The organism is Frigoribacterium sp. CFBP 8754 (assembly GCF_014841815.1).
In the GTDB taxonomy this organism is placed as follows: Bacteria; Actinomycetota; Actinomycetes; order Actinomycetales; family Microbacteriaceae; genus Frigoribacterium; species Frigoribacterium endophyticum.
On record NZ_JACYUO010000001.1, the window covers coordinates 172,382 to 195,069 of the forward strand.

Below are 22,688 nucleotides of genomic sequence, written 5' to 3' on the forward strand. Positions count from 1 at the left end.
GGCATCGTCGTCGACGTGACCGACACCGAGACCCGCCCCAAGCAGCTCATCCTCAACCTGTTCGAGATGAACTGCGTCGGGCACATCACGCACGGCCTCTGGCGCCTGCCCGGCAACCACCGGCGCGAGTACACCGACATGGCGTACTGGATCGAGCTGGCCCGCCTCGCCGAGAGCGGCGGCTTCGACGCCGTCTTCCTCGCCGACGTGCTGGGCACCTACGACGTGTACGGCGACAGCCCCGCCCCGGCGCTGCTCGAGGGCATCCAGGCGCCGGCGAACGACCCGATGCTGGTCGTGCCCGTCATGGCCGCCGTCACCGAGCACCTCGGCTTCGGCGTCACGGCGTCGACGAGCTACGAGCCGCCGTTCGCGTTCGCCCGCCGCATGTCGACCCTCGACCACCTCACCAAGGGGCGGGTCGGCTGGAACGTCGTCACCTCGTACCTGCCGAGCGCCGCCCGCAACTTCGGCCTCGACGACCAGATCCCCAAGGAAGAGAGGTACGCCCGCGCCGCGGAGTACCTCGAGGTGCTCTACGCCCTGTGGGAGGGCTCGTGGGAGGACGACGCCGTCGTCGCCGACCCCGCGGCCGACGGCCTGGCTCCCGGCTCGGGCGTCTACACCGACCCGTCGAAGGTGCACGCGATCGACCACGTGGGCCGGTTCTTCCGGGTCGCCGGCCCGCACCTCAGCGAGCCGTCGCCGCAGCGGACCCCGGTGCTCTTCCTCGCGACGGCGTCGCCCACCGGCGTCGCGCAGGCCGCGCAGCACGCCGAGGTGGTGTTCACCGGCGGCCGGGCCGTGCGTCAGGTGGCCGAGGCGACGCGCGCCGCGGCCGTCGACGCCGGCCGGTCGGCGGACGACGTGTCGTTCATCGTGCAGGCCGGCGTCATCACGGCCGAGACCGAGGAGGCGGTGGCCGAGAAGCTGGCCCTCTACCGGTCGTTCGCGAGCGAGCAGGGCGCGCTCGTGCACCGCAGCGTCCCGTTCGACGCCCCGTCGCACCCGCGCGACCGCACGGTGCGCGAGGCCCTCGAGGCGGAGGGGCGGCTCGACCACCCCGGGGCGGCGACCCTGCCGCTCGACATCACCGTCGGCCAGCTGGTCGACAGCGTCGACGAGGCCTGGGGCGGCGCGTTCTTCGTGGCCGGCACCCCGACGGTCGTCGCCGACGAGATCGAGCGCTGGCTCGACGAGGAGGGCATCGACGGCATCAACCTCCGCCAGTACCACTCCTTCGACACGCTGCGCGACTTCGTCGAGCTCGTCGTGCCCGAGCTGCGGCGTCGAGGCAGGGTGCGTGAAGCGTACGTGCCGGGGCAGACCCTGCGTGAGCGGTACACCGGGGGCGGCCCGCGCCTCCCCGACTCCCACCCCGCGGCGTCGCACCGCCGCTGACGGGGCCGTGCAGGAGGCGGTGGTCGCGCCCCGGGGGAGGGCTCGACCCAGCGGGCGGGCGCGACCTAGCGGGCGGTACCGGCCCGGTACCGCGCCGGGGTCGGCGGCACGCGCAGCCAGGCGGTGCGGGTGACGCCGTCGCGCGAGACCCACTCGACGAAGACGGTGCCGAGCGCGGCCAGCTCGTCGAGCTCGCCGGGCGTGGCGATGCCGACGGAGGCGCCGCGGCGGAGGGACGACGCGGTGCGGACGACGTCGTGCGGCAGCTCGACCGACACGCGGCGCGGCGTCTGGCCGCCGATCGCACGGAGCACGAGGCAGGTGCCGAGGGGCACCGCGGGGTCGCTGCCGTCGTTCGGCGACTGCAGGTACGTCAGGTAGAAGCGGGGGGCGCTGCGGCGGCGGAGGGCGACGACGCGCTCGGGCCGGACGGAGGCGGGGTCGACGCGGGGGCGGGTCCGGCCGCGGGCGCCGAGGCGCGCGCCGGTCGCGGTGACGCCGTCGGCGTCGGAGCTGGTGGTGCTCATGCTGGAGGGTCCCCTGGTCGTGGTGGTGCGGCGCCGTCCTGTCGGCGCATGCCAAGGCAACCGCACGGCCGGTGTCCGCGCAACGGAGGACACGGGCCCAGTTGGGGGGACACCTCGGCCCCAGAGAAGGGGGACCGGCCGCCTCGGGCGCTCGGAGTGAGCGCTCACGTAGACTGGTCACCGCCATCCGAGCCGAAGGAGTCTCATGCACAACTGGGCCGCCAACGTCGAGTACTCGACGACCGACCTCCGCCGTCCGGCCACCGTCGACGAGCTGCGCGACGTCGTCGCCTCCAGCCGCCGCGTCAAGGCCCTCGGCTCGCGCCACTCGTTCAGCCGCATCGCCGACACCGACGGCGTGCTCGTCTCGACCGAGGCGCTGGGCGTGCCGATCGAGCTCGACGCCGACCGCGACGTCGTCCGCGTCGGCGCGGCCGCCACGCACGCCGTGCTGGCCCGCGAGCTGCAGCGCCACGGCCGGGCCCTGCCCAACCTGGCCTCGCTGCCGCACATCTCCGTCGCCGGCGCCGTCCAGACCGGCACCCACGGCTCGGGCGTCGGCAACCCCGCCCTCTCGGCCTCGGTCAGCGCGGTCGAGATCGTCCGCGCCGACGGCTCGCTCGACGTCGTCCGCCGCGGCGACGAGGCCTTCGAGGCGACGGTCGTGGGCCTCGGCGCCCTCGGCGTCGTGACGGCCCTCGAGCTCGACACCGTGCCGACGTTCGACGTCGTGCAGACCGTCCACCAGGGGCTGCCCTGGGCCGCCGCGCTCGAGCAGCTCGACGCCGTGCTCGCCCACGCCTACAGCGTCAGCCTGTTCACCCGCTACACCGGCGACGACGTCGAGCAGGTCTGGAGCAAGGCCCGGGTCGACGGCGTCGGCTCGTCGGGCCTCGACCTCCGCGAGCTCGGCGGACGCCCGGCCGAGGCCGCGCTGCACATGCTGCCCGACACGGCGGCCGACGCGGTGACGCCCCAGCTCGGCGAGCCCGGGCCGTGGCTCGACCGGCTGCCGCACTTCCGCGCCGAGTTCACGCCGAGCGCGGGCGAGGAGATCCAGAGCGAGTACCTGGTGCCCGCCGAGCACGCGGCCGCGGCCGTCGAGGCGCTCCGGGCGATCGGCGACCGGCTCGCCGAGGTCATCTTCGTCAGCGAGATCCGCACCGTGGCGCCCGACGCGGCGTGGCTGAGCCCGAGCGGCGGCCGGCAGAGCGTCGCCTTCCACTTCACCTGGCGGCGTCAGGCGGAGGCGGTGCTGGCGGTGCTGCCGCTGGTCGAGGAGGCGCTGGCCGGCTTCGACGCACGACCGCACTGGGGCAAGGTGGCGACCCTCGACCACGAGACGCTGCGCGCCCGCTACCCTCGCCTCGACGACTTCGCGGCGCACGCCGCCGCCGTCGACCCGGAGGGTCGCTTCCGCAACGCCCACCTCGACACCGTCGCCCTCGGAGGACACCGTGCCTGACGTCACCACGACCACCCCCACCACGACCGGCCCCGCCGGCCCGCTGCCCGTCAGCGGCGCGCCCGTCTCGCTCGAGCACGGCCCGTACCGGGCCGAGCTCGCGGCCGTCGGCGCGACCCTCCGCAGCCTCACACACGACGGCCGCGACCTCGTCGTCCCGTTCGCGGCCGACGTGGTCCGCCCGCTCTACCGCGGGGCGCTGCTCGCGCCGTGGCCGAACCGCATCGTCGACGGCGCCTACGACGAGGCGGGCGAGACCCTGCAGCTGCCGCTCAACGAGGTCGAGCGGGGGCACGCCCTGCACGGGCTGGTCGGCTGGGCCGAGTGGCGCGTGGAGTCGAGCGAGCCGCACCGCGCCTCCCTCGTGACGGAGCTCGCCCCGAGCGACGGCTACCCCTGGCGGCTGGCGCTCCGTGCGACCTACGAGCTCGGCGACGCCGGCCTCACCACGACCGTCGAGGCCACCAACGTCGGCGACGGCGAGGCGCCCTACGGCGTCGCGCCGCACCCGTACCTCGTCGCCGGCGAGGGCCGGGTCGACGACTGGGCCCTCACCCTGCCGGCCGACAGCTACCTCGAGGTGACCGACGACCGCCTCGTGCCGACCGGCGTGCACGGGGTGACCGAGCGCGAGGGCTTCGACTTCCGCGAGGGGCGCGTCGTGGGCGAGACCTTCGTCGACCACGCCTTCACCGAGCTCGCCCGCACCGGCGAGGGCCAGGTCGCGACGGCACGGCTGACGGCGGCCGACGGCCGGGGCGTCGAGATGACCTGGGGCCCCGAGCTGCCCTGGGTGCAGGTGCACACGGCCGACCGTCCGGAGCGCGAGAACGACCGCGTCGGCCTCGCCGTCGAGCCGATGACCTGCCCGCCCGACGCCTTCACGAGCGGCATCGACCTGGTGCGCCTCGCTCCGGGCGAGAGCCACGTCGCGAGCTGGACGATCACCGCGATCTGACGCCGACGGCGCGGGCGCCCGGGCAGCCGGGTGCCTGCGCCTGCGCCCGCGCCTGCCCCCTAGGCGCTGAGCGCCTCGTGGCCGAGCGGCTCCGACTGCCAGGTGACGGCCGACACCGTCCCGGTCGACAGCCGCAGCAGGGCCGCCTCGAGCGCGCGGCGGGTGCGTCGCCCGGCCAGCTCGTCGCGCACCACGACGTCGAAGCGGAGCAGGTCGGGCAGCTCCGTGAGCAGCACCGTGCCGGCGTCGGCGAGCTGCACGAGGTACTGCCCCTCGTCGACGCGGGCGGCCGCGTGCTCGGCCAGCAGGCGGCGTGACAGCCAGAACAGGCCGGCGCTGTCGTGCGCGGTGTGGACGGTGGCGGTCACGGCGAGCATGCAGTCATGGTGCCTCGTCATCCGCTCAGGGTCGTGAACGCCGTGTTGCGAACGTGTGAACCATGCCGGATGCGCGGACGACTTGACATCGGACGGATGCTCATTCAGTATTGCCCCGAACCACCCGATGTGAGCGCTCACATGACAGTGATCGAGCACGACGGTTCACTCCGAGACACGTTCTCTGACGAAGAGGTCACCGTGAACACCAGCACCCCTGACGGCTCGCGCGCCACCCCCGCGTCGACCGTCCGCCCCCGCCGCTCGCCCGCGGCGACCGCGCCCGACGCGTCCGCGTCGCCGACCCGCGGCACGGCTCGCCGCGCCTCCGTCACGGCGCTCGACGCCGTCTGACCCCCGACCCCCGACGGGCGCTCACGCACCCCGTCGGCCCGTCCCCGACGCGGCCCCGCCGCCGACCAGGACGCGCTCCACCGGCCAGCCCGGCACGCCCTCCCGCGTGCCTCCCCGGCCGTCCGCACCACCGAGCACCACGCACGAGCACCACCCTTCAGCACCACCTCCACAGCATCACCATCCGTCATCGACGACGCCGTCGAGATGACACGGACACGAAGGAATCACCGTGAAGAACAAGAAGCTCATCGTCGGCATCGTCGCCGCCGGTCTGGCAGTCTCCCTGGCCGGCTGCTCCGGCGGAGCGGGCGGCCGCGGCGCCGACAGCGGCAGCAGCGGCGGCGACACCTCCGGCGCCCTCGTCGGCGTCGCGATGCCGACCAAGGTCTCCGAGCGCTGGATCAAGGACGGCGACGCTGTCAAGAGCGCCCTCGAGGACAAGGGCTACAAGGTCGACCTCGAGTACGCCGACAACAAGATCCCGCAGCAGGTCCAGCAGGTCAGCAACATGATCACCAAGGGCGCCAAGGTGCTCATCGTCGCCTCGATCGACGGCGGCTCGCTGAGCGACCAGCTCGACTCGGCCGCCAAGGCCGGCATCAAGGTCATCTCGTACGACCGTCTGCTGACCGGCAACGAGAACGTCGACTACTACGTCTCGTTCGACAACTACAAGGTCGGCGTCGACCAGGGCACCAGCCTCCTCACGGGCCTCGGCCTCGCCGACGCCGACGGCAAGAAGGTCGACGGCGCCGAGCCCAAGACCATCGAGGTGTTCGCCGGCAGCTCCGACGACAACAACGCCACGTTCTTCTTCAACGGCGCCATGGACACCCTCAAGCCCTACATCGAGGACGGCTCGCTGACCATCGGCTCCGGCCAGGACCAGTTCACCCAGGCCGCCACGCAGCAGTGGGACCCGGCGACCGCCAAGGCCCGCATGCAGAACCTGATCGCGTCGACCTACTCGGGCGGCACCAAGCTCGACGGCGTGCTCTCGCCCTACGACGGCATCTCGATCGGCATCATCTCGGCCCTCGAGGGCGCCGGCTACAGCGACTCCGACCTGCCGATCGTGACCGGCCAGGACGCCGAGGCCGCCTCGGTCAAGTCGATCATCGCCGGCCAGCAGTACTCGACCATCTACAAGGACACCCGTCAGCTCGCTGACCAGTCCGTCACGATGGCCGACGACCTGCTCAAGGGCGACACGCCCGAGACCAACGACGACAAGACGTACGACAACGGCGAGAAGGTCGTCCCGACCTACCTCTTCCAGCCCGTCACCGTCACCAAGGACAACTACAAGGAAGTCCTCGTCGACAGCGGCTACTACACCGAGGCCGACCTCAAGTAGGTCCCTCACCGGAGCGGGGGAGGCGCGGTGCAGCCGCGCCGTGCCTCCCCCGCTCCACAGCCCTGCCCCACCCCATGCACGAAAGAAGGAACACGTGGCGAACACGATCCTCGAGATGCGCGGCATCACGAAGACGTTCCCCGGCGTCAAGGCGCTGCAGGACGTCACGCTGGAGGTCGAGCGCGGCCAGGTCCACGCGATCTGCGGCGAGAACGGCGCCGGCAAGTCGACGCTGATGAAGGTGCTGTCGGGCGTCTACCCGACGGGCTCCTTCGAGGGCCAGATCCTCCTCGACGGCCAGCCCGTCGAGTTCAAGAACATCAACGACTCCGAGGCCGCGGGCGTCGTCATCATCCACCAGGAGCTCGCCCTGAGCCCCTTCCTGTCGATCGCCGAGAACATCTTCCTCGGCAACGAGCAGTCCAAGGGCGGCTTCATCGACTGGAACAAGACCAACCTCGACGCCGCCGGGCTGCTCGCCCGGGTCGGCCTCCGTGACAACCCCATCACGAAGGTCACCGACATCGGCGTCGGCAAGCAGCAGCTCGTCGAGATCGCGAAGGCCCTCTCGAAGAAGGTCAAGCTGCTCATCCTGGACGAGCCCACGGCCGCCCTCAACGACGACGACTCCGCCCACCTGCTCGACCTCATCAAGAGCCTGCAGGGCCAGGGCATCACGTCGATCATCATCAGCCACAAGCTCAACGAGATCAAGGAGATCGCCGACAAGGTCACGATCATCCGCGACGGCAAGACGATCGAGACCCTCGACATGCACGCCGGCGAGGTCTCGGAGGACCGCATCATCAAGGGCATGGTCGGTCGCGACCTCGAGAGCCGCTACCCGGCGCACGAGTCGTCCATCGGCGAGGAGCTCCTCCGCATCGAGGACTGGACGGTGCACCACCCGCTCGACGCGTCGCGCGAGATCATCCACCAGGCGAACCTGAACGTCCGTGCGGGCGAGATCGTCGGCATCGCCGGCCTCATGGGCGCCGGGCGCACCGAGCTCGCGATGAGCGTCTTCGGCAGGAGCTACGGCACCGGCATCTCCGGCACGGTCTACAAGCGGGGCCAGAAGATCGACACGAGCACCGTGACCAAGGCCATCGCGGCCGGCATCGCCTACGCCACCGAGGACCGCAAGAAGTACGGCCTCAACCTGATCGACGACATCACCCGCAACGTCTCGGGGTCGGCCCTGCGCAAGCTCGCCACCGCCGGCTTCGTGAACAGCTCGGAAGAGAGCACCGTCGCCGAGGGGTACCGCAAGAGCATGAACATCAAGGCGCCGAGCGTGGCCGCCCTGACGGGCAAGCTCTCCGGCGGCAATCAGCAGAAGGTCGTGCTGTCGAAGTGGATGTACACCGACCCCGACGTGCTCATCCTCGACGAGCCCACCCGCGGCATCGACGTCGGTGCGAAGTACGAGATCTACTCGATCATCAACCAGCTCGCCGACTCCGGCAAGGGCGTGATCGTCATCTCGAGCGAGCTGCCCGAGCTGCTCGGCATCTGCGACCGCGTCTACACCCTCTCGGAGGGCCGCATCACGGCCGACGTGCCGATCGCCGAGGCGACCCCCGAGTTCCTCCTGAAGTACATGACCCTCGAACGAGAGAGCCCCGTCCATGAGCGCGCCTAGCCCCACCCAGGCCACCGACCCGAAGCCCACGGGCGGGTCGCCCTCCTCCCGTCAGCCGCAGTCCGGCTCCGGCGGCAACCCCCTCGTCGGTGCGGTCTCGTACCTCGGCGGGCAGCTGCGCCAGATCGGCCTGTTCATCGCGCTGATCGTGATCGTGCTGTTCTTCCAGATCACGACCAACGGCATCACCCTCGCGCCGATCAACGTCTCGAACCTGGTCGTCCAGAACAGCTACATCCTGATCCTCGCCATCGGCATGGTGATGGTGATCATCGCCGGCCACATCGACCTGTCGGTCGGCTCCATCGTCGCCTTCACGGGCGCCATGGCCGGGGTCATGATCACGCAGTGGGGCCTGCCCTGGCCCGTCGCCGTGGTGCTCTGCCTCGTGCTCGGCGCCCTCGTCGGCGCCTGGCAGGGCTTCTGGATCGCCTACTTCGGCATCCCGGCCTTCATCGTCACGCTGGCGGGCATGCTCGCCTTCCGCGGCGCGGCGCAGATCGCCCTGCAGACCAAGCAGATCTCGCCCTTCCCCCAGGGGTTCCGCGATATCGGCTCGGGCTTCCTGCCGGCCTTCGGCACGACGGGCTACGAGCCCCTGACGCTGATCCTCGGCGCCATCGCCGCCGTCGCCCTGATCGGCACGGGCCTCCGCGGTCGTGCCACGCGTCGCAAGTACCAGCTCGAGGACGAGCCCTTCCTGTGGTTCGTCACGAAGATGGTCTTCACCGTCGCCCTCGTCATGTACATCGGGTTCCTCCTCGCCAGCTACTCGGGCACCCCGATCGTGCTGGTCGTGCTCGCCGTCCTGGTCGTCGTCTACTCGACGGTGATGAAGAACTCGGTCTTCGGCCGCCACGTCTACGCCATCGGAGGCAACCTCCACGCCGCCGAGCTGTCGGGCGTCAAGACCAAGCGCGTCACCTTCCTGCTGTTCGTCAACATGGGCGTCATCTCGGCCCTCGCCGGCCTGGTCTTCACGGGCCAGCTCAACCTCGCCAGCGGCAACGCGGGCAACGGGTTCGAGCTCGACGCCATCGCGGCCGTCTTCATCGGCGGCGCGGCGGTCACGGGCGGCATCGGCACGGTCACCGGCGCCATCGTCGGCGGCCTGATCATCGGCATCCTGAACAACGGCATGTCGATCCTCGGCGTCGGCAGCGAGTACCAGTCGCTCATCAAGGGCCTGGTGCTGCTCGCCGCGGTCGCGTTCGACGTCTTCAACAAGCGTCGCGCCGCGTCCTCCCGCAAGTAGGAGGCGAGACGTCGACCGGTCGGTCGGTCGACGACACGAGGAGGCGCGGGTCGAGGTCGACCCGCGCCTCCGGCGTCCCCCCAGGGGTCGCCTCCCCGCAGCACGGCCGGGCACCCGCCCGGCTCCCGGCCCTCGTTCCCTAGGATCGTCCCCGTGCCCACCCTCTTCGACGTCGCCAAGGCCGCCGGCGTCTCGCACCAGACGGTGTCCCGCGTCGTCAACGGCGACCCCACCGTCCGCCCCGTCACGAAGGCCAAGGTCGACGCCGCCGTCGACGCCCTCGGCTACCGGCCGAGCCTCGCCGCCCGGGCCCTCGCCAGCCGCAAGACGCGCTCGATCGGGCTGATCAGCACGGGGTTCCCGTTCTACGGGCCGTCCAGCACGATGCACGGCTTCAACGGCGCCGCGCGGCGCGCCGGCTACCAGGTGTCGATGGCGACGCTCGACAGCGACGACGCCGACGGGGTCCGCCAGGCGGTCGACGCGCTCGTGGGCCAGGCCGTCGCCGCGGTGGTGCTGATCGCCCCCGACGCCGAGGCGCTCGACGTGCTGCGCTCGGCCGACGTGACGGTGCCGCTCGTCACGGCCGACAGCGTCGCCGACGACGGCCACCACCCGGTCTCGATCGACCAGGCGGCCGGCGCCGAGCGGGCGGTCGAGCACCTCGCGTCGCTCGGCCACCGCGCGGTCGCCCACGTCGCCGGGCCCGACGCCTGGATGGACGGCCGCGACCGCGAGCGCGGCTGGCGCGACGCCTGCGCGCGGCTCGGCCTCGACGCGTCGGTGCTGCTCCGCGGCGACTGGACCCCCGCCTCCGGCCACGCCCTGGGGCGAGAGCTCGCCCGGCGCGACGACGTCACCGCGGTGTTCTGCGCCAACGACCAGATGGCGCTCGGCGTGGTGCACGCGCTCACCGAGGCCGGCGTCCGCGTGCCCGACGACGTGAGCATCGTCGGCTTCGACGACATCCCCGAGGCGGAGCACTTCCTCCCGCCGCTGACCACCGTCCGCCAGGACTTCGAGGCCCTCGGCCGCCGCATCATGGACACGGTCGAGGCCGTGCTCGGCGGCGACGAGACGCCCGTCGCCCCGATGGCCCCCGAGCTCGTCGTGCGGCTCTCGACCGCGCCTCCCCGGCACTAGCCGACCCGCGCCTCCGACCGGGGGCGCGATTGCACGCGTGAGCGCTCACGTGGCACAATGTGAGCGCTCACTTTCACCACCATGACAAGGATGTTCCATGGCAGCGACCCCTGACCACGCCGACTCCCACGTCGTCGGCGTCGACTTCGGCACCCTGAGCGGACGGGCCGTCGTCGTACGGGTCTCCGACGGCGCCGAGCTCGGCAGCGCGACGTTCGAGTACCCCCACGCGGTCGTCGACCGCACCCTGCCCGGCACCGGCGAGCGCCTGCCCGCCGAGTGGGCCCTGCAGGTGCCGAGCGACTACGTCGACGTGCTGAAGAACGCCGTCCCGGAGGCCCTCGCCGCCTCGGGCGTCGACCCGGCCAGCGTCGTCGGCATCGGCACCGACTTCACCGCCTGCACGATGGTGCCGACCACCGCCGACGGCACCCCGCTCAACGAGCTGCCCGAGTTCGCCGGCCGCCCGCACGCCTACGTCAAGCTGTGGCGCCACCACGCCGCGCAGGGCCAGGCCGACCGCATCAACGAGCTCGCCCGCGAGCGCGGCGAGTCGTGGCTGCCCCGCTACGGCGGGCTCATCTCGAGCGAGTGGGAGTTCGCCAAGGGCCTCCAGCTGCTCGAGGAGGACCCGGAGGTCTACGCCGCGACCGAGCACTGGGTGGAGGCCGCCGACTGGATCATCTGGCAGCTCAGCGGGCGCTACGTCCGCAACGCCTGCACCGCCGGCTACAAGGGCATCCTCCAGGACGGCGAGTACCCGAGCCGCGAGTTCCTCGCCGCGCTGAACCCCGACTTCGCCGACTTCGCCGAGTCGAAGGTCGCCCACGAGATCGGGGCGCTCGGCTCCGCGGCCGGCACGCTGACGGCCGAGGCCGCCGGCTGGACGGGCCTGCCCGAGGGCATCGCCGTCGCGGTCGGCAACGTCGACGCGCACGTCACGGCCCCCGCCGCCAAGGCGACGCAGCCCGGCCAGATGGTCGCCATCATGGGCACGAGCACCTGCCACGTCATGAACGGCTCCGAGCTCGCCGAGGTCCCCGGCATGTGCGGCGTCGTGGACGGCGGCATCACCGAGGGCTTCTACGGCTACGAGGCCGGCCAGTCGGGCGTGGGAGACATCTTCGCCTGGTACGTCCGCAACCAGGTGCCGCAGTCGGCCGTGGACGCGGCCGAGGCCGCCGGCAAGAGCGTGCACCAGCACCTCACCGACCTCGCCTACGAGCAGCCCGTCGGGGCGCACGGCCTCGTCGCCCTCGACTGGCACAGCGGCAACCGCTCGGTGCTCGTCGACCACGAGCTCTCCGGCGTCATCGTCGGCCAGACGCTCAGCACCACGCCGGAGGAGGGCTACCGCGCCCTGCTCGAGGCCACGGCCTACGGCACGCGTCGCATCGTAGAGGCGTTCAACGACTCCGGCGTGCCCGTCACCGAGTTCATCGCCGCGGGCGGCCTGCTGAAGAACCGCCACCTGATGCAGACCTACAGCGACGTGCTCCGCCTGCCGATCTCGACCATCCGCAGCGAGCAGGGCCCCGCGCTCGGCTCCGCCATCCACGCCGCCGTCGCGGCCGGGGCCTACCCCGACACGCGCGTCGCCGGCGAGGCCATGGGCAGCGTCGACCGGGCCACCTACACGCCCGACCCCGACGCGGCCGACGCGTACGACGCGCTGTACGCGGAGTACCTGCTGCTGCACGACTGGTTCGGGCGCGGCGGCAACGACGTCATGCACCGTCTCAAGGCGATCCGCCGCGACGCGCTCGGCTCGGGCCGGGCGGCGACCGACGCCGTCGACCCGGCCCGCGCCTCCGGCGAGTCCGAGGCCCCGGCCGTCGAGGGGGCGAGCGCATGACCTTCATCGACCGCGCCACCGAGTCGGCCATCGACGAGACCCGCCGGGCCGTCTGCGACCTGCACGCCGAGCTGACCCGCTACGGCCTCGTCGTCTGGACGGGCGGCAACGTGTCGCAGCGCGTGCCCGGCACGAACCTCTTCGTCATCAAGCCGAGCGGGGTCGACTACGACGACCTCACGCCCGAGAACCAGATCCTCTGCCACCTCGACGGCACCGTCGTCGCCGGCAGCCCGGGCAGCGACCGCAGCCCGTCGAGCGACACCGCGGCGCACGCCTACGTGTACCGCCACATGCCGAAGGTCGGGGGAGTGGTGCACACGCACTCCACCTACGCCACGGCCTGGGCGGCCCGCGGCGAGGCGATCCCGTGCGTCATCACGGCGATGGCCGACGAGTTCGGCGGCGAGATCCCGATCGGGCCGTTCGCGATCATCGGCGACGAGTCGATCGGCGAGGGCATCGTGCAGACGCTCGAGGGCCACCGCAGCCGCGCGGTGCTGATGCAGAACCACGGCGTCTTCACCATCGGCAAGGACGCCCGCGACGCCGTCAAGGCCGCCGTCATGACGGAGGACGTCGCCCGCACCATCCACCTCTCGCGCCAGCTCGGCGCACCCCTGCCCATCCCGGCCGAGAGCATCGACGCTCTCTTCGACCGGTACCAGAACGTGTACGGCCAGAAGCCCTCAGGAGACCTGTCATGACCAGCCCCACCCCGAACACCGTCGACCCCGTCGCCTTCCTCGCCTCGAAGCAGGTCTGGTTCCTCACCGGCAGCCAGGGCCTCTACGGAGAAGACACGCTCCGCCAGGTCGCCGAGCAGTCGAGGGCCATCGCCGACGAGCTCGCCGCCGCCTCCGACGTGCCCGTCGAGCTGGTCTGGAAGCCCGTGCTCACCGACGCCGAGTCGATCAAGCGCACGATGCTCGAGGCCAACCTCGACGACAGCGTCATCGGCGTCACCACCTGGATGCACACCTTCAGCCCGGCCAAGATGTGGATCGGCGGCCTCGACGCCCTCCGCAAGCCGCTGCTGCACCTCCACACGCAGGCGAACGTCGAGCTGCCCTGGGGCGAGATCGACTTCGACTTCATGAACCTCAACCAGGCCGCGCACGGCGACCGCGAGTTCGGCTACGTGCAGACCCGCCTCGGCGTCGCCCGCAAGACCGTGGTCGGCCACGTCAGCGACCCCCGCGTGCAGCACCAGGTGGGCACGTGGATGCGCGCCGCGGCCGGGGCCGCCGCGATGCGCTCGCTCAAGCTGGCGCGCTTCGGCGACAACATGCGCTTCGTCGCCGTCACCGAGGGCGACAAGACCGAGGCCGAGCTGGCGTTCGGCGTGCAGGTCAACACCTGGGGCGTCAACGAGCTGGCCGAGGCCGTCGCGGCCGCCCCGGAGCAGGCCGTCGACGACCTCGTCGCCCTGTACGAGCGCGACTACGACGTCGCCCCCGAGCTGCGCGCCGACGGCGCCCGCCACCAGTCGCTGCGCGACGGCGCCGCCATCGAGCTGGGGCTGCGCTCCTTCCTCGAGGCCGGCGGCTTCAGCGCCTTCACGACCAACTTCGAGGACCTCGGCGCGCTGAAGCAGCTCCCGGGCCTCGCGGTGCAGCGCCTCATGGCCGAGGGCTACGGCTTCGGCGCCGAGGGCGACTGGAAGACCGCGGTGCTCGTGCGCGCCGCCGCCGTGATGGGCGCCGGCCTGCCGGGCGGCGCCTCCCTCATGGAGGACTACACGTACCACCTCGTGCCCGGTGCCGAGAAGATCCTCGGCGCCCACATGCTCGAGGTGAGCCCGACGCTCACCGCGGGCCGCGCCTCCCTCGAGGTGCACGAGCTCGGCATCGGCGGCAAGGACGACCCGGTGCGCCTGGTCTTCACGGCCGACCCGGGCGAGGCCGTCGTCGTCGCCATGAGCGACGTCCGCGACCGGTTCCGCCTGACGGTCAACGTGGTCGACGTGGTCGCCCCCGACGCCGACCTGCCGAACCTGCCCGTCGGCCGCGCCGTGTGGGAGCCCCGCCCGTCGTTCGCCGTGTCGGCCGAGGCCTGGCTGACCGCCGGCGCCGCCCACCACACGGTGATGTCGACGGCCGTCGGCCTGGAGGCGTTCGAGGACCTCGCGCGCATCCTCGAGACCGAGCTGCTGATCATCGACGAGCACACCACGATGCGCGAGTTCAGCCGCGAGGTGCGCTGGAACGCCGCGTACCACCGCCTGGCGCGCGGGCTCTAGGCGCCCCCGGGCCGGAGGCGGTCCGCACCTCCCTGAACGGGGTGCGGGCCGCCTCCTCGGCGTCCGGGCGTCGGGAACACGACCCGCGCCTCCGTGGTTGAGCCCACCATGACCGTTCCCCTCTCGATCCTCGACCTCGCTCCGATCGCCCCCGGCGAGACCGCCCGCGACAGCTTCGCCGCCTCGGTCGCCCTCGCCCAGCAGGCCGAGGCGAGCGGGTACCGACGCGTCTGGTACGCCGAGCACCACAACATGTCGTCGATCGCGTCGAGCGCGACGTCCGTCCTGATCGCCCACGTGGCGAGCCAGACCTCGACCATCCGTCTCGGGTCGGGCGGGGTCATGCTGCCGAACCACTCGCCCCTCACCATCGCCGAGCAGTTCGGCACGCTCGAGACCCTGCACCCGGGGCGCATCGACCTCGGGCTCGGCCGGGCCCCCGGCAGCGACCAGGCCACGTTCCGCGCGCTGCGCCGCGACCCCGCGTCGTCCGAGCGCTTCCCCCAGGACGTCCTCGAGCTGCAGGCGTTCCTCGCGGGGGAGTCCCGCGTGCCCGGCGTCAGCGCGACGCCCGGGGCCGGCACGGCGGTGCCGCTCTACATCCTCGGCTCGTCGCTCTTCGGCGCCCAGCTGGCCGCGGCGCTGGGCCTGCCCTACGCGTTCGCGTCGCACTTCGCCCCCGATGCCCTGCACCAGGCGGTCGCGACCTACCGCCGGGAGTTCCAGCCGTCGGACCAGCTCGACCAGCCGTACGTGCTCGCCGGCGTCAACGCCATCGCCTCCGACGACGCCGACGACGCCCAGCGCCAGTTCGCCGAGATGAAGCGGGCCCGCCTGATGATGCTGCTCCGCCAGAGCGGCCAGGTCACCGTCGACCGCACCTTCAGCGACGACGAGCTCGACCACCTGCTCCGCACGCCGGCCGGTGGCCACGTCGCGAGCATGACGACCTACACGGGCGTCGGCACCGGCGACGAGGTGGCCGACTACGTGAGCCGGTTCGCGCACAGTGCCGACGCCGACGAGGTCATCGTGGCGCACGCGTCGCTCCGCACCTCCGACCGGCTGCGCTCGGTCGCTCTGCTCGCCGAGTCGACGGCGCGGGTCCCCGCCTAGACGGTCGCGCCGCGGGGCCCGCTCAGGCGGTCGCCCCGCGCGTGCCCGCCCCGGCGGCGGCGCCGCGGGCGCCCGCCCCGGCGGTCAGGGCGCGACGTACAGCCAGAGCAGCACCGCGGCGACCGGCTGCAGCACGAGGCTGGTGCCGAGCAGGCTCCGGCGCAGCCAGGGCCGTTCGCCGATCGCGCGAGTGCCGAGCAGCGGCGTCAGCGGCATGAGCAGGCGGAACAGGCTCTGCTGCGGCAGGAACACCGCGAGCAGGTAGAGGCCGAAGCTCACGACGAAGCCGTGCACCTCGTGGCCGAGCTGTGCCGTCGACCGTCGGCTGAGCCACCAGGCCGCGAGGGCGATGATGAGCAGCACCAGGGCGATGCCGGCGACCCCGAGCCAGCGCCCCGCGAGCAGGAACCACGGCGTGAGCGGCACGAAGTCGGGGCGCCCGACGTAGTCGACCCACCAGGCCATCTCGGTCTGCAGGTAGGCGTCCGGCTCGCCCGTGGCGAGGTGGGCCACGACCGGCCAGGCGAGCCCGGCCGCGGCGACGACGAGCCCTGCGACGACGATGCGCGTCAGCTCCCGCCGGTCGAGCGACGCGCGCTCGGTGCGCCAGCGCACGACGAGGTGGATCGCGAGGGCGAGCGCGAGCGCGAGCGCCCCCGGCCGGGTGAACGCCGCGACCACGCCGCAGAGCAGCACGAGCTGGTACTGGCGGCGCTGCAGCGCGAGCACGCCGGAGAAGAGCAGGAAGAGCGACAGGCTCTCGGCGTAGCCGACGCTGAGCACGTACGACAGCGGGCCGAAGCAGAAGAGCAGCACGGCCCAGAACGCGCTCCGGTGACCGACGCGGGGCTCGAGGAGTCGGTGCAGCACGAGGACGGCACCGGCGCCGGCGGCCGTGGCGATCAGCACCGAGGCGACCGCGAAGCTCATCCCGGTGGCGACCATCAGCAGGTGGCACAGGGTCGGGAAGACGGGCAGGAAGGCCCACTCGTTGGGCAGCACCTCGCCCGCCGCGTCGGTGGGCAGCGTGCCCGGGTAGCCGTGCAGGGCGATGGTGCGGTACCGGTCGCTGTCCCACGAGACGGTGAAGTCCAGGAACGACCGCTCGCTGCCGGGCGTGACGAAGGTCGCCCCGGTCAGGGTCGCGACCTCGTAGACGACGAACAGGATCGTCGTCGAGAAGACGCGCGACACGAGGTACAGGGCCAGCAGCCCGGGCCAGCGGCCGGAGAAGCGGCCCGCCAGGTCGAGGGCCGGCCAGCGGAGCGACCGGCGCCGGAGGTCGACGGAGGTGCCGGAGGCGGTGGTCGCCTCGCCGCTCATCGCGCGCTCCGTCGGGGGGTCATCCCGACGACGCTACCAAGAGGGAGGCGCGAACGCCTGGTCCCGATGTCGTCACGGAGCCCGACGACCGTGCACCATGGGACGATGCCCCTGCCCTCGCTCGCCGCCCTCGGCATCGATGCCGTCACCGCCGACGTCTACGAGTTCGTGCTGTCGAGCGGCGACACGGTCGACGTCGACACGATCTCGGCCGTCCGCGCGCTCGACGTGGCGACCGTGGTCACGGCCCTCGAGCAGCTGCGCAACCTCGGCCTCGTGCACCGGACGGCCGACGGCACGGTCGCGCCCGACGGCACGAGCACCGCCGGCTACGGGGCCGTCGACCCCCGCGTCGCCGTCTCGGCGCTCGTCGCGGCGCGCGACGAGCAGCTCGCCGACGCCCGCACCGCGGTGGCCGACCTCGGGGCGCTCTTCGACGACGGCCGCCGCCAGGCCGACCCGTCGGGCTCGACCACCGTCCTGACCGGGCACGCCGCCGTGGGCGACTGGTACTCGCGCCTCCAGCACCGGGCGCGCCACGAGTTCCTGGCCTTCGACCGCCCGCCCTACGTCGTCGCGACGAACGAGTCCGTCGAGCGGGGCGCCCTCGGCCGCGGCGTCCGCTGGCGGGCCATCTACACGGTGGCCAGCTTCACGGGCGACGGCAGCCTCCAGGGCATCCACCGGCTCGGCGCCCACGGCGAGGAGGCGCGGGTCACCCACGACCTGCCGGTCAAGCTGGCGGTGGCCGACCGGGCCGTCGCCCTCGTGTCGGTGGGCCCCCTCGACGACCCGACCGCGCCTCCCGAGGCCCTCGTCACGGAGTCGCCGGCCCTGATCGCGGCGCTCTGCGACCTGTTCGAGTCGCGCTGGCGCACCGCGCTGCCCGTGCCCGCCCTGCCCTCGGCCTCGATCGACGGCTCGCCCGACTGGGCCGAGGTCGCCGCCCGGCTCGCGGCCGCGACGAGCGGCGACGAAGGCGCGGTGCCCGAGGGCGTCCCGACGTCGTCACGCCCGCCGACCGTCGACGAGCGAGACCTGCTCGCGCTCGTCGCCGCGGGCGCGACCGACGAGGTCATCGCCGCGCAGCTCGGGGTCTCGCCGCGCACCCTGCGGCGCCGCCTCCGTGACCTCTTCGACGAGCTCGGCGCGAGCAACAGGTTCCACGCCGGCGTCGAGGCGGCACGGCGCGGCTGGGTCTGACGAGGCTCGGATGGTACGCCCCGCCCCGCCCCGACAGCCCTCGTCCAGCCTCCTCCCCGGGCTCGCCCAGCAGCGTCGCCAGGGGGTCACGAGGCGGACACCGGGCGTACCCCGTCCCGTTGCGCGGAGGTAAACATCGTGGCCGAGTGAGGTCACTGGCCTGCTCCGGCCAGGTCCCCCCGTAGTGGGGTCGGCGCATTCTCAGGTAACTCTTACGGGAGACCGCGGCACGGGCCGCGGCATGCGAAAGGCACCCGTGATCAGATCGTCCGGCCGTCGACGGCCGTTGTACCCCACCGCCCTGCTCGTGACCGGCCTCGTCGCCGCCGGGGCGATCGCGCTCCCGGCGACCGCCGCGTCCGCCGCCGACGGGCCCGTCGTCGTGAGCGACTCGGAGTTCACCGACGGCAGCTACGTCGTCACGCTCCGCGACCCGGCGGTCACCGCCTACGACGGCGGGAAGTCCGGCTTCGCCGCGACGGCGACGCCCGACGAGGGGGGCGACCTCGCCGACCCGGCGACGTCGAAGTACGTCGAGCACCTGCAGAGCGAGCAGGAGGCGGTGGCCGGCTCGGTCGGCGTCACCCCCGTCGCGACGTACCAGGTCACCACCAACGGCTTCGCGGCCGACCTCACGGCGGCCCAGGCGAAGCAGCTCGTCGGGTCGTCGAAGGTCGCCGCCGTCGTCAAGAACGAGATCCTGCACACGACGGCCGTTCCGTCGACCGACTACCTCGGCCTCTCCGGCGCCGACGGCGTCTGGGGCACGCAGGGCACCGGCGAGGGCGTCGTCGTCGGCGTCATCGACACCGGCATCGCCCCCGAGAACCCCTCCTTCGCCGGCGACGCGCTGACCGCGACGCCGAGCGACACCGTGCCCTACACGACCGCGGCGGGCATCTCGTACGAGAAGTCCGACGGCGGCACCTTCACCGGCGTCTGCCAGCGCGGTCAGCAGTTCGACGAGACCGACTGCAGCACGAAGATCGTCGGGGCGCGCTACTTCCTCGCCGGCTTCGGCGAGGACCGCATCGAGACCGCCCAGAACGGCGAGTACGTCTCGCCCCGCGACGGCGACAGCCACGGCTCGCACACGGCCAGCACGGCCGCCGGCAACGCCGACGTGCCCGTGACGATCAACGGCCGCGACTTCGGCGACATCTCCGGCGTCGCCCCCGACGCCAAGGTCGCCGCCTACAAGGTCTGCTGGACGGGCAAGGTCTCGGCGGAGGTCGCCGACGGCTGCGCCACGGCCGACCTGCTGAGCGCCATCGACGCGGCCACCGCCGACAACGTCGACGTCATCAACTACTCGATCGGCGGCGGCAGCGCCACGTCGACCAACTCGCTCACCGACCAGGCGTTCTACAACGCGGCCGCGGCGGGCATCTTCGTGGCGGCCTCGGCCGGCAACTCGGGCCCCGGCGCGTCGACCCTCGACAACGCCGCCCCGTGGATCACCACGGTCGCCGCCAGCACCATCCCGAGCTACGACGCCACCGCGTCGGTGACCGGGCCCGACGGCGTCGTCACGAACTACCTCGGCGGCTCGACCTCGCTGTCGACCGACCCGGCCGGCGTGACCGGCCGCTTCGTCGACGCGCTGTCGTCCGGCCTGCCCGGCGTCGACCGGACCGCCCTGTCGTACTGCACCGGCGGCACCCTCGACCCGGCGCTCGTCACGGGCACCATCGTGCTCTGCGACCGCGGCGTCACCGACCGCACGGCCAAGTCGGCCGAGGTGCAGCGCGCCGGCGGCATCGGCATGGTGCTGGTCAACAAGACCCCGAGCTCGGTCGACGTCGACGCCCACGTCGTCCCGACCGTGCACGTCGACGCCGGCGCCGGCAACGTGAACTACACCGCGCTGCACGCCGCCGCCGCCCCCGGCACCTCGACCGTCACGCTCCTCGACGGCAACCCGACCGGCCAGCCCGAGCCCGCCACCCCGCAGGTCGCCGGCTTCTCGTCGCGCGGCCCGGTCGAGGCCGACGGCGGCAACGTGCTGAAGCCCGACGTGGCCGCCCCCGGCGTCGCCATCCTCGCCGCCGGCGCGAACGCGGAGGGCGCCGCGGCGACCTACGAGTTCCTCTCCGGCACGTCGATGTCGTCGCCCCACGTGGCCGGCCTCGCGGCGCTCTACCTCTCGGTGACGCCCACCGCGACTCCCATGGAGGTGAAGTCGGCCATGATGACCACCGCCGGCGACACCGTCGACACCACGGGCGCGCCCTCGCAGGACGTCTTCGCCCAGGGCGCCGGCCAGGTGCAGCCCGCCGACATGTTCGACGCCGGCCTGCTCTACCTGAGCGGCGTGGCCGAGTGGGACAGCTACATCGCCACCCTCGGCAGCGCCGAGGGCTCGCAGCTCAACCAGGCCTCCATCGCCGTCGGTGCGCTGCTCAACTCCACGACGGTGACCCGCACCGTGACGTCGACCGGGGCGGGCACGTACACCGCCCAGCCCGTGTCGCTGCCCGGCGTGGCCACCACCGTCTCGCCCTCGACCCTGTCGTTCACGGGTGCCGGCCAGACCGCCTCGTACGAGGTGACCTTCTCCCGCACCACCGCCGCGTACGACCAGTACACGACGGGCTACCTGACCTGGACGGACGGAGGCGCCCACACGGTGCGCAGCCCGCTCGCGGTCCGCCCCGTGGCCGTCGACGTGCCGAGCGATATCACCGGCACCGGCGTCACCGGCAGCGCGGAGGCGCCCATCACCTCGGGCGGCGACCAGACCCTGGCCCTGTCGGCCGAGGGCCTGGTGAAGGGCGAGCGGACGAGCGGCAGCGGCACGGTCGGCGACTTCGACTACGTCGACGTCACCATCCCGGCCGACACGCAGTTCGTGCGCTACGAGCTGACGGCCGGCGGAGCGGACGCCCCCGCGGTCGACGAGCCCGTCGACTTCGACCTGACGCTCTACGAGCTCGACGCGACGGGCACCCCCGTGGCGATCACCGCGACCTCCGCGACCTCGGCCGCGGACGAGCAGATCGACATCACGGAGCCCGAGGCCGGCAGCTACCTGCTCGAGGTCGCGTACTACTCGGGCGGCGAGACGATGACCTACGACCTCGACGCCTACACGCTGATCCCGTCGGCGTACACCGGGTCGTTCGCGGTCTCGCCGACCACCCTGACGCTGGCCTCGAACCAGGAGGCCGTCGTCACGGCGTCGTGGACGGGCCTCGAGCCGGAGTCGCAGTACCTCGGCCGCATCGTCTACGGGGCCACCGGGCGCGTCACCTACGTGACGGTCGACTCCGGCCCCGCGGTCACCGCGCCCGTCGACCCGGGCACGCCCTCCCCGGCGCCCGGCGACCCCGGTGCCGGCGCCCCCGGCACGGGTGCTCCCGGCGCCGGCGGAGCGGGCGGCACGGGCGGCGGGAACGCCGCGCCGGCCGCGAGCGACCTCGCCTTCACCGGCCAGGACGTCGCCCCGATGATCGCCGCGGGCGTGGCCCTGCTGCTCGCCGGCCTCGCCGCCGCCGTGATCGGACGACGCCGCCTGCGCAGCGTCGCCGTGACGACGGAGCGCACGCCGGAGGCGTAGCGGCCTGACGGCTCCACGGCCGACGCGACCGGAGGCGGTCCGCAGCTCCCTGGGGGAGGTGCGGGCCGCCTCCGTCGTGTGTCGGGTCGACCACGCTGTCCTCCGCGCGCAGCCTGCGACTGATCGAAACATCGAGGGACTAGGTTCGTCACTCGTGGACGACGAGACCGGCAACACGATGCGCGTGGTGAGCTACAACCTGCGCGAGCACACCGCCAAGCACGAGATCCAGGCCCTCGCGGAGGACCACACGGCCGACGTGCTGTGCCTCCAGGAAGCAGACACGAACGACATCCCCGAGTCGTTCGGCGCGTACACGCTCGCCGCGTCGACGCGCAACAACCGGCTGGGGCTCGCGGCCTACTACCGCGCCGAGCGCTTCGAGCTGCTCGGCACCAACGTCTACGCGCTGAAGAAGTCGATGCACGACCGCGTCATGTCGCCCGCGCACGAGCGCCTGCTGGCCATGCACCTGCACGACCGCCTGTCGGGGCAGGACGTCCTGATCGGTTCGTTCCACGCGGCGCCGCTCACCGCGACGAACGGCCTCCGCAAGAAGCAGGTCGAGTCGGCGCACCAGCTGATGCGGGCGCTCGCCCCCGGCGTGCCGATGCTGATGGTCGGCGACTTCAACTACCCGTGGTTCCACGGCGGGCTGAAGAAGCGCATCGAGCGCGACGGCTTCACGCTGACCCGCAGCAGCACGCCGACGTACCTGGGCTACCGCTACGTGAAGGGCCACTTCGACTTCGCGACGAGCTACGACCTCACGATCGAGGACGTCGTGACGCTGCCGGCCGGGGTCAGCGACCACCGGCCGATCCTCGTGCGCGCGCGGGGGCTGGCGACCGCCTGACCCGCCGCGCCCGCACGCACGACGCCGCCCGCCCCGATCTCGTCGGGGC

Annotated in this window: 18 protein-coding genes; 15 read left to right on the forward strand and 3 right to left on the reverse strand. The window is 72.7% G+C overall.

All coding sequences use genetic code 11. The annotated features are described in order from the left end of the window. Positions 1 to 15: 15 nt before the first annotated feature. Positions 16 to 1,401, forward strand: coding sequence for an NtaA/DmoA family FMN-dependent monooxygenase (locus IFT72_RS00815; RefSeq protein ID WP_371741119.1), 1,386 nt, complete (start codon positions 16 to 18; stop codon positions 1,399 to 1,401). A 65-nt stretch (positions 1,402 to 1,466) separates the two neighbouring features. On the opposite strand, the gene IFT72_RS00820 is transcribed toward IFT72_RS00815, so the two are convergent. Further along, positions 1,467 to 1,928: a hypothetical protein gene (locus IFT72_RS00820; RefSeq protein WP_056052731.1), complete on the reverse strand. Its 462-nt coding sequence runs from the start codon at positions 1,926 to 1,928 to the stop codon at positions 1,467 to 1,469. A gap of 205 nt (positions 1,929 to 2,133) precedes the next feature. Between IFT72_RS00820 and IFT72_RS00825 the strand changes: the two genes are divergently transcribed. Further along, complete coding sequence (locus tag IFT72_RS00825) at positions 2,134 to 3,393, forward strand: D-arabinono-1,4-lactone oxidase (protein ID WP_192045317.1); 1,260 nt, start codon at positions 2,134 to 2,136, stop codon at positions 3,391 to 3,393. Continuing rightward, positions 3,386 to 4,351: an aldose 1-epimerase family protein gene (locus tag IFT72_RS00830; protein WP_371741120.1), complete on the forward strand. Its 966-nt coding sequence runs from the start codon at positions 3,386 to 3,388 to the stop codon at positions 4,349 to 4,351. Before IFT72_RS00825 ends, IFT72_RS00830 begins: the two co-directional genes overlap by 8 nt. 59 nt (positions 4,352 to 4,410) lie before the next feature. On the opposite strand, the gene IFT72_RS00835 is transcribed toward IFT72_RS00830, so the two are convergent. Further along, positions 4,411 to 4,728 (reverse strand): hypothetical protein, encoded by a 318-nt coding sequence (locus IFT72_RS00835; protein WP_056052739.1) that lies wholly within the window; start codon positions 4,726 to 4,728, stop codon positions 4,411 to 4,413. A 201-nt stretch (positions 4,729 to 4,929) separates the two neighbouring features. Here IFT72_RS00835 and IFT72_RS00840 point away from each other — a divergent pair, with 201 nt between their 5' ends. The 9 genes from IFT72_RS00840 (at position 4,930) to IFT72_RS00880 (ending at position 15,698) form a co-directional block, all read left to right on the forward strand. Beyond that, positions 4,930 to 5,082 carry a hypothetical protein gene (locus IFT72_RS00840; protein WP_156369887.1) on the forward strand — a complete coding sequence of 51 codons (153 nt, stop codon included), beginning with the start codon at positions 4,930 to 4,932 and terminating at the stop codon, positions 5,080 to 5,082. A 232-nt stretch (positions 5,083 to 5,314) separates the two neighbouring features. Beyond that, positions 5,315 to 6,442, forward strand: a complete 1,128-nt coding sequence (chvE, locus tag IFT72_RS00845) for a multiple monosaccharide ABC transporter substrate-binding protein (protein WP_056052745.1) — start codon at positions 5,315 to 5,317, stop codon at positions 6,440 to 6,442. A gap of 94 nt (positions 6,443 to 6,536) precedes the next feature. After that, a complete protein-coding gene (gene mmsA / locus IFT72_RS00850) occupies positions 6,537 to 8,087 on the forward strand; it encodes a multiple monosaccharide ABC transporter ATP-binding protein (protein ID WP_156369888.1) in 1,551 nt (516 codons plus the stop codon). Then, entirely contained in the window at positions 8,074 to 9,342 is a 1,269-nt protein-coding gene (gene mmsB / locus IFT72_RS00855) for a multiple monosaccharide ABC transporter permease (RefSeq protein ID WP_082514232.1), read from the forward strand. Before mmsA ends, mmsB begins: the two co-directional genes overlap by 14 nt. A 153-nt stretch (positions 9,343 to 9,495) precedes the next feature. Further along, a complete protein-coding gene (locus tag IFT72_RS00860) occupies positions 9,496 to 10,485 on the forward strand; it encodes a LacI family DNA-binding transcriptional regulator (RefSeq protein WP_371741121.1) in 990 nt (329 codons plus the stop codon). Positions 10,486 to 10,582: 97 nt separating this feature from the next. Next, the gene (gene araB, locus IFT72_RS00865; protein ID WP_056052751.1) at positions 10,583 to 12,340 is read left to right on the forward strand and encodes a ribulokinase; all 1,758 of its coding nucleotides are present in this window, start codon (positions 10,583 to 10,585) and stop codon (positions 12,338 to 12,340) included. Next, positions 12,337 to 13,047: an L-ribulose-5-phosphate 4-epimerase gene (locus tag IFT72_RS00870; protein ID WP_056052756.1), complete on the forward strand. Its 711-nt coding sequence runs from the start codon at positions 12,337 to 12,339 to the stop codon at positions 13,045 to 13,047. The genes araB and IFT72_RS00870 overlap by 4 nt, the downstream gene beginning before the upstream one ends. Further along, positions 13,044 to 14,582 (forward strand): L-arabinose isomerase, encoded by a 1,539-nt coding sequence (gene araA / locus IFT72_RS00875; protein ID WP_185231637.1) that lies wholly within the window; start codon positions 13,044 to 13,046, stop codon positions 14,580 to 14,582. The genes IFT72_RS00870 and araA overlap by 4 nt, the downstream gene beginning before the upstream one ends. 108 nt (positions 14,583 to 14,690) lie before the next feature. Next, positions 14,691 to 15,698 carry an LLM class flavin-dependent oxidoreductase gene (locus IFT72_RS00880; protein WP_056052763.1) on the forward strand — a complete coding sequence of 336 codons (1,008 nt, stop codon included), beginning with the start codon at positions 14,691 to 14,693 and terminating at the stop codon, positions 15,696 to 15,698. A gap of 84 nt (positions 15,699 to 15,782) precedes the next feature. Here the strand turns inward: IFT72_RS00880 and IFT72_RS00885 are convergent, their stop codons facing one another. After that, the gene (locus IFT72_RS00885; RefSeq protein WP_192045318.1) at positions 15,783 to 17,021 is read right to left on the reverse strand and encodes a mannosyltransferase family protein; all 1,239 of its coding nucleotides are present in this window, start codon (positions 17,019 to 17,021) and stop codon (positions 15,783 to 15,785) included. 105 nt (positions 17,022 to 17,126) lie between these two features. Here IFT72_RS00885 and IFT72_RS00890 point away from each other — a divergent pair, with 105 nt between their 5' ends. The 3 genes from IFT72_RS00890 to IFT72_RS00900 all read left to right on the forward strand — a co-directional run bounded on the left by IFT72_RS00890 (position 17,127) and on the right by IFT72_RS00900 (position 22,639). Beyond that, positions 17,127 to 18,224: a LuxR C-terminal-related transcriptional regulator gene (locus IFT72_RS00890; protein WP_192045319.1), complete on the forward strand. Its 1,098-nt coding sequence runs from the start codon at positions 17,127 to 17,129 to the stop codon at positions 18,222 to 18,224. Positions 18,225 to 18,480: 256 nt separating this feature from the next. Next, entirely contained in the window at positions 18,481 to 21,783 is a 3,303-nt protein-coding gene (locus tag IFT72_RS00895) for a S8 family serine peptidase (protein WP_192045320.1), read from the forward strand. Between the two features lie 154 nt (positions 21,784 to 21,937). Then, a complete protein-coding gene (locus IFT72_RS00900; protein ID WP_307803270.1) occupies positions 21,938 to 22,639 on the forward strand; it encodes an endonuclease/exonuclease/phosphatase family protein in 702 nt (233 codons plus the stop codon). The last annotated feature ends 49 nt before the right edge of the window (positions 22,640 to 22,688 follow it).

Coding starts and splice junctions, on each gene's coding strand:
- IFT72_RS00890 (WP_192045319.1), top strand. CDS start 17,127: ATGCCCCTGCCCTCGCTCGCCGCCCTCGGCATCGATGCCGTCACCGCC.
- IFT72_RS00825 (WP_192045317.1), top strand. CDS start 2,134: ATGCACAACTGGGCCGCCAACGTCGAGTACTCGACGACCGACCTCCGC.
- araA (WP_185231637.1), top strand. CDS start 13,044: ATGACCAGCCCCACCCCGAACACCGTCGACCCCGTCGCCTTCCTCGCC.
- IFT72_RS00870 (WP_056052756.1), top strand. CDS start 12,337: ATGACCTTCATCGACCGCGCCACCGAGTCGGCCATCGACGAGACCCGC.
- araB (WP_056052751.1), top strand. CDS start 10,583: ATGGCAGCGACCCCTGACCACGCCGACTCCCACGTCGTCGGCGTCGAC.
- IFT72_RS00885 (WP_192045318.1), bottom strand. CDS start 17,021: ATGAGCGGCGAGGCGACCACCGCCTCCGGCACCTCCGTCGACCTCCGG.
- mmsB (WP_082514232.1), top strand. CDS start 8,074: ATGAGCGCGCCTAGCCCCACCCAGGCCACCGACCCGAAGCCCACGGGC.
- IFT72_RS00820 (WP_056052731.1), bottom strand. CDS start 1,928: ATGAGCACCACCAGCTCCGACGCCGACGGCGTCACCGCGACCGGCGCG.
- IFT72_RS00880 (WP_056052763.1), top strand. CDS start 14,691: ATGACCGTTCCCCTCTCGATCCTCGACCTCGCTCCGATCGCCCCCGGC.
- IFT72_RS00835 (WP_056052739.1), bottom strand. CDS start 4,728: ATGCTCGCCGTGACCGCCACCGTCCACACCGCGCACGACAGCGCCGGC.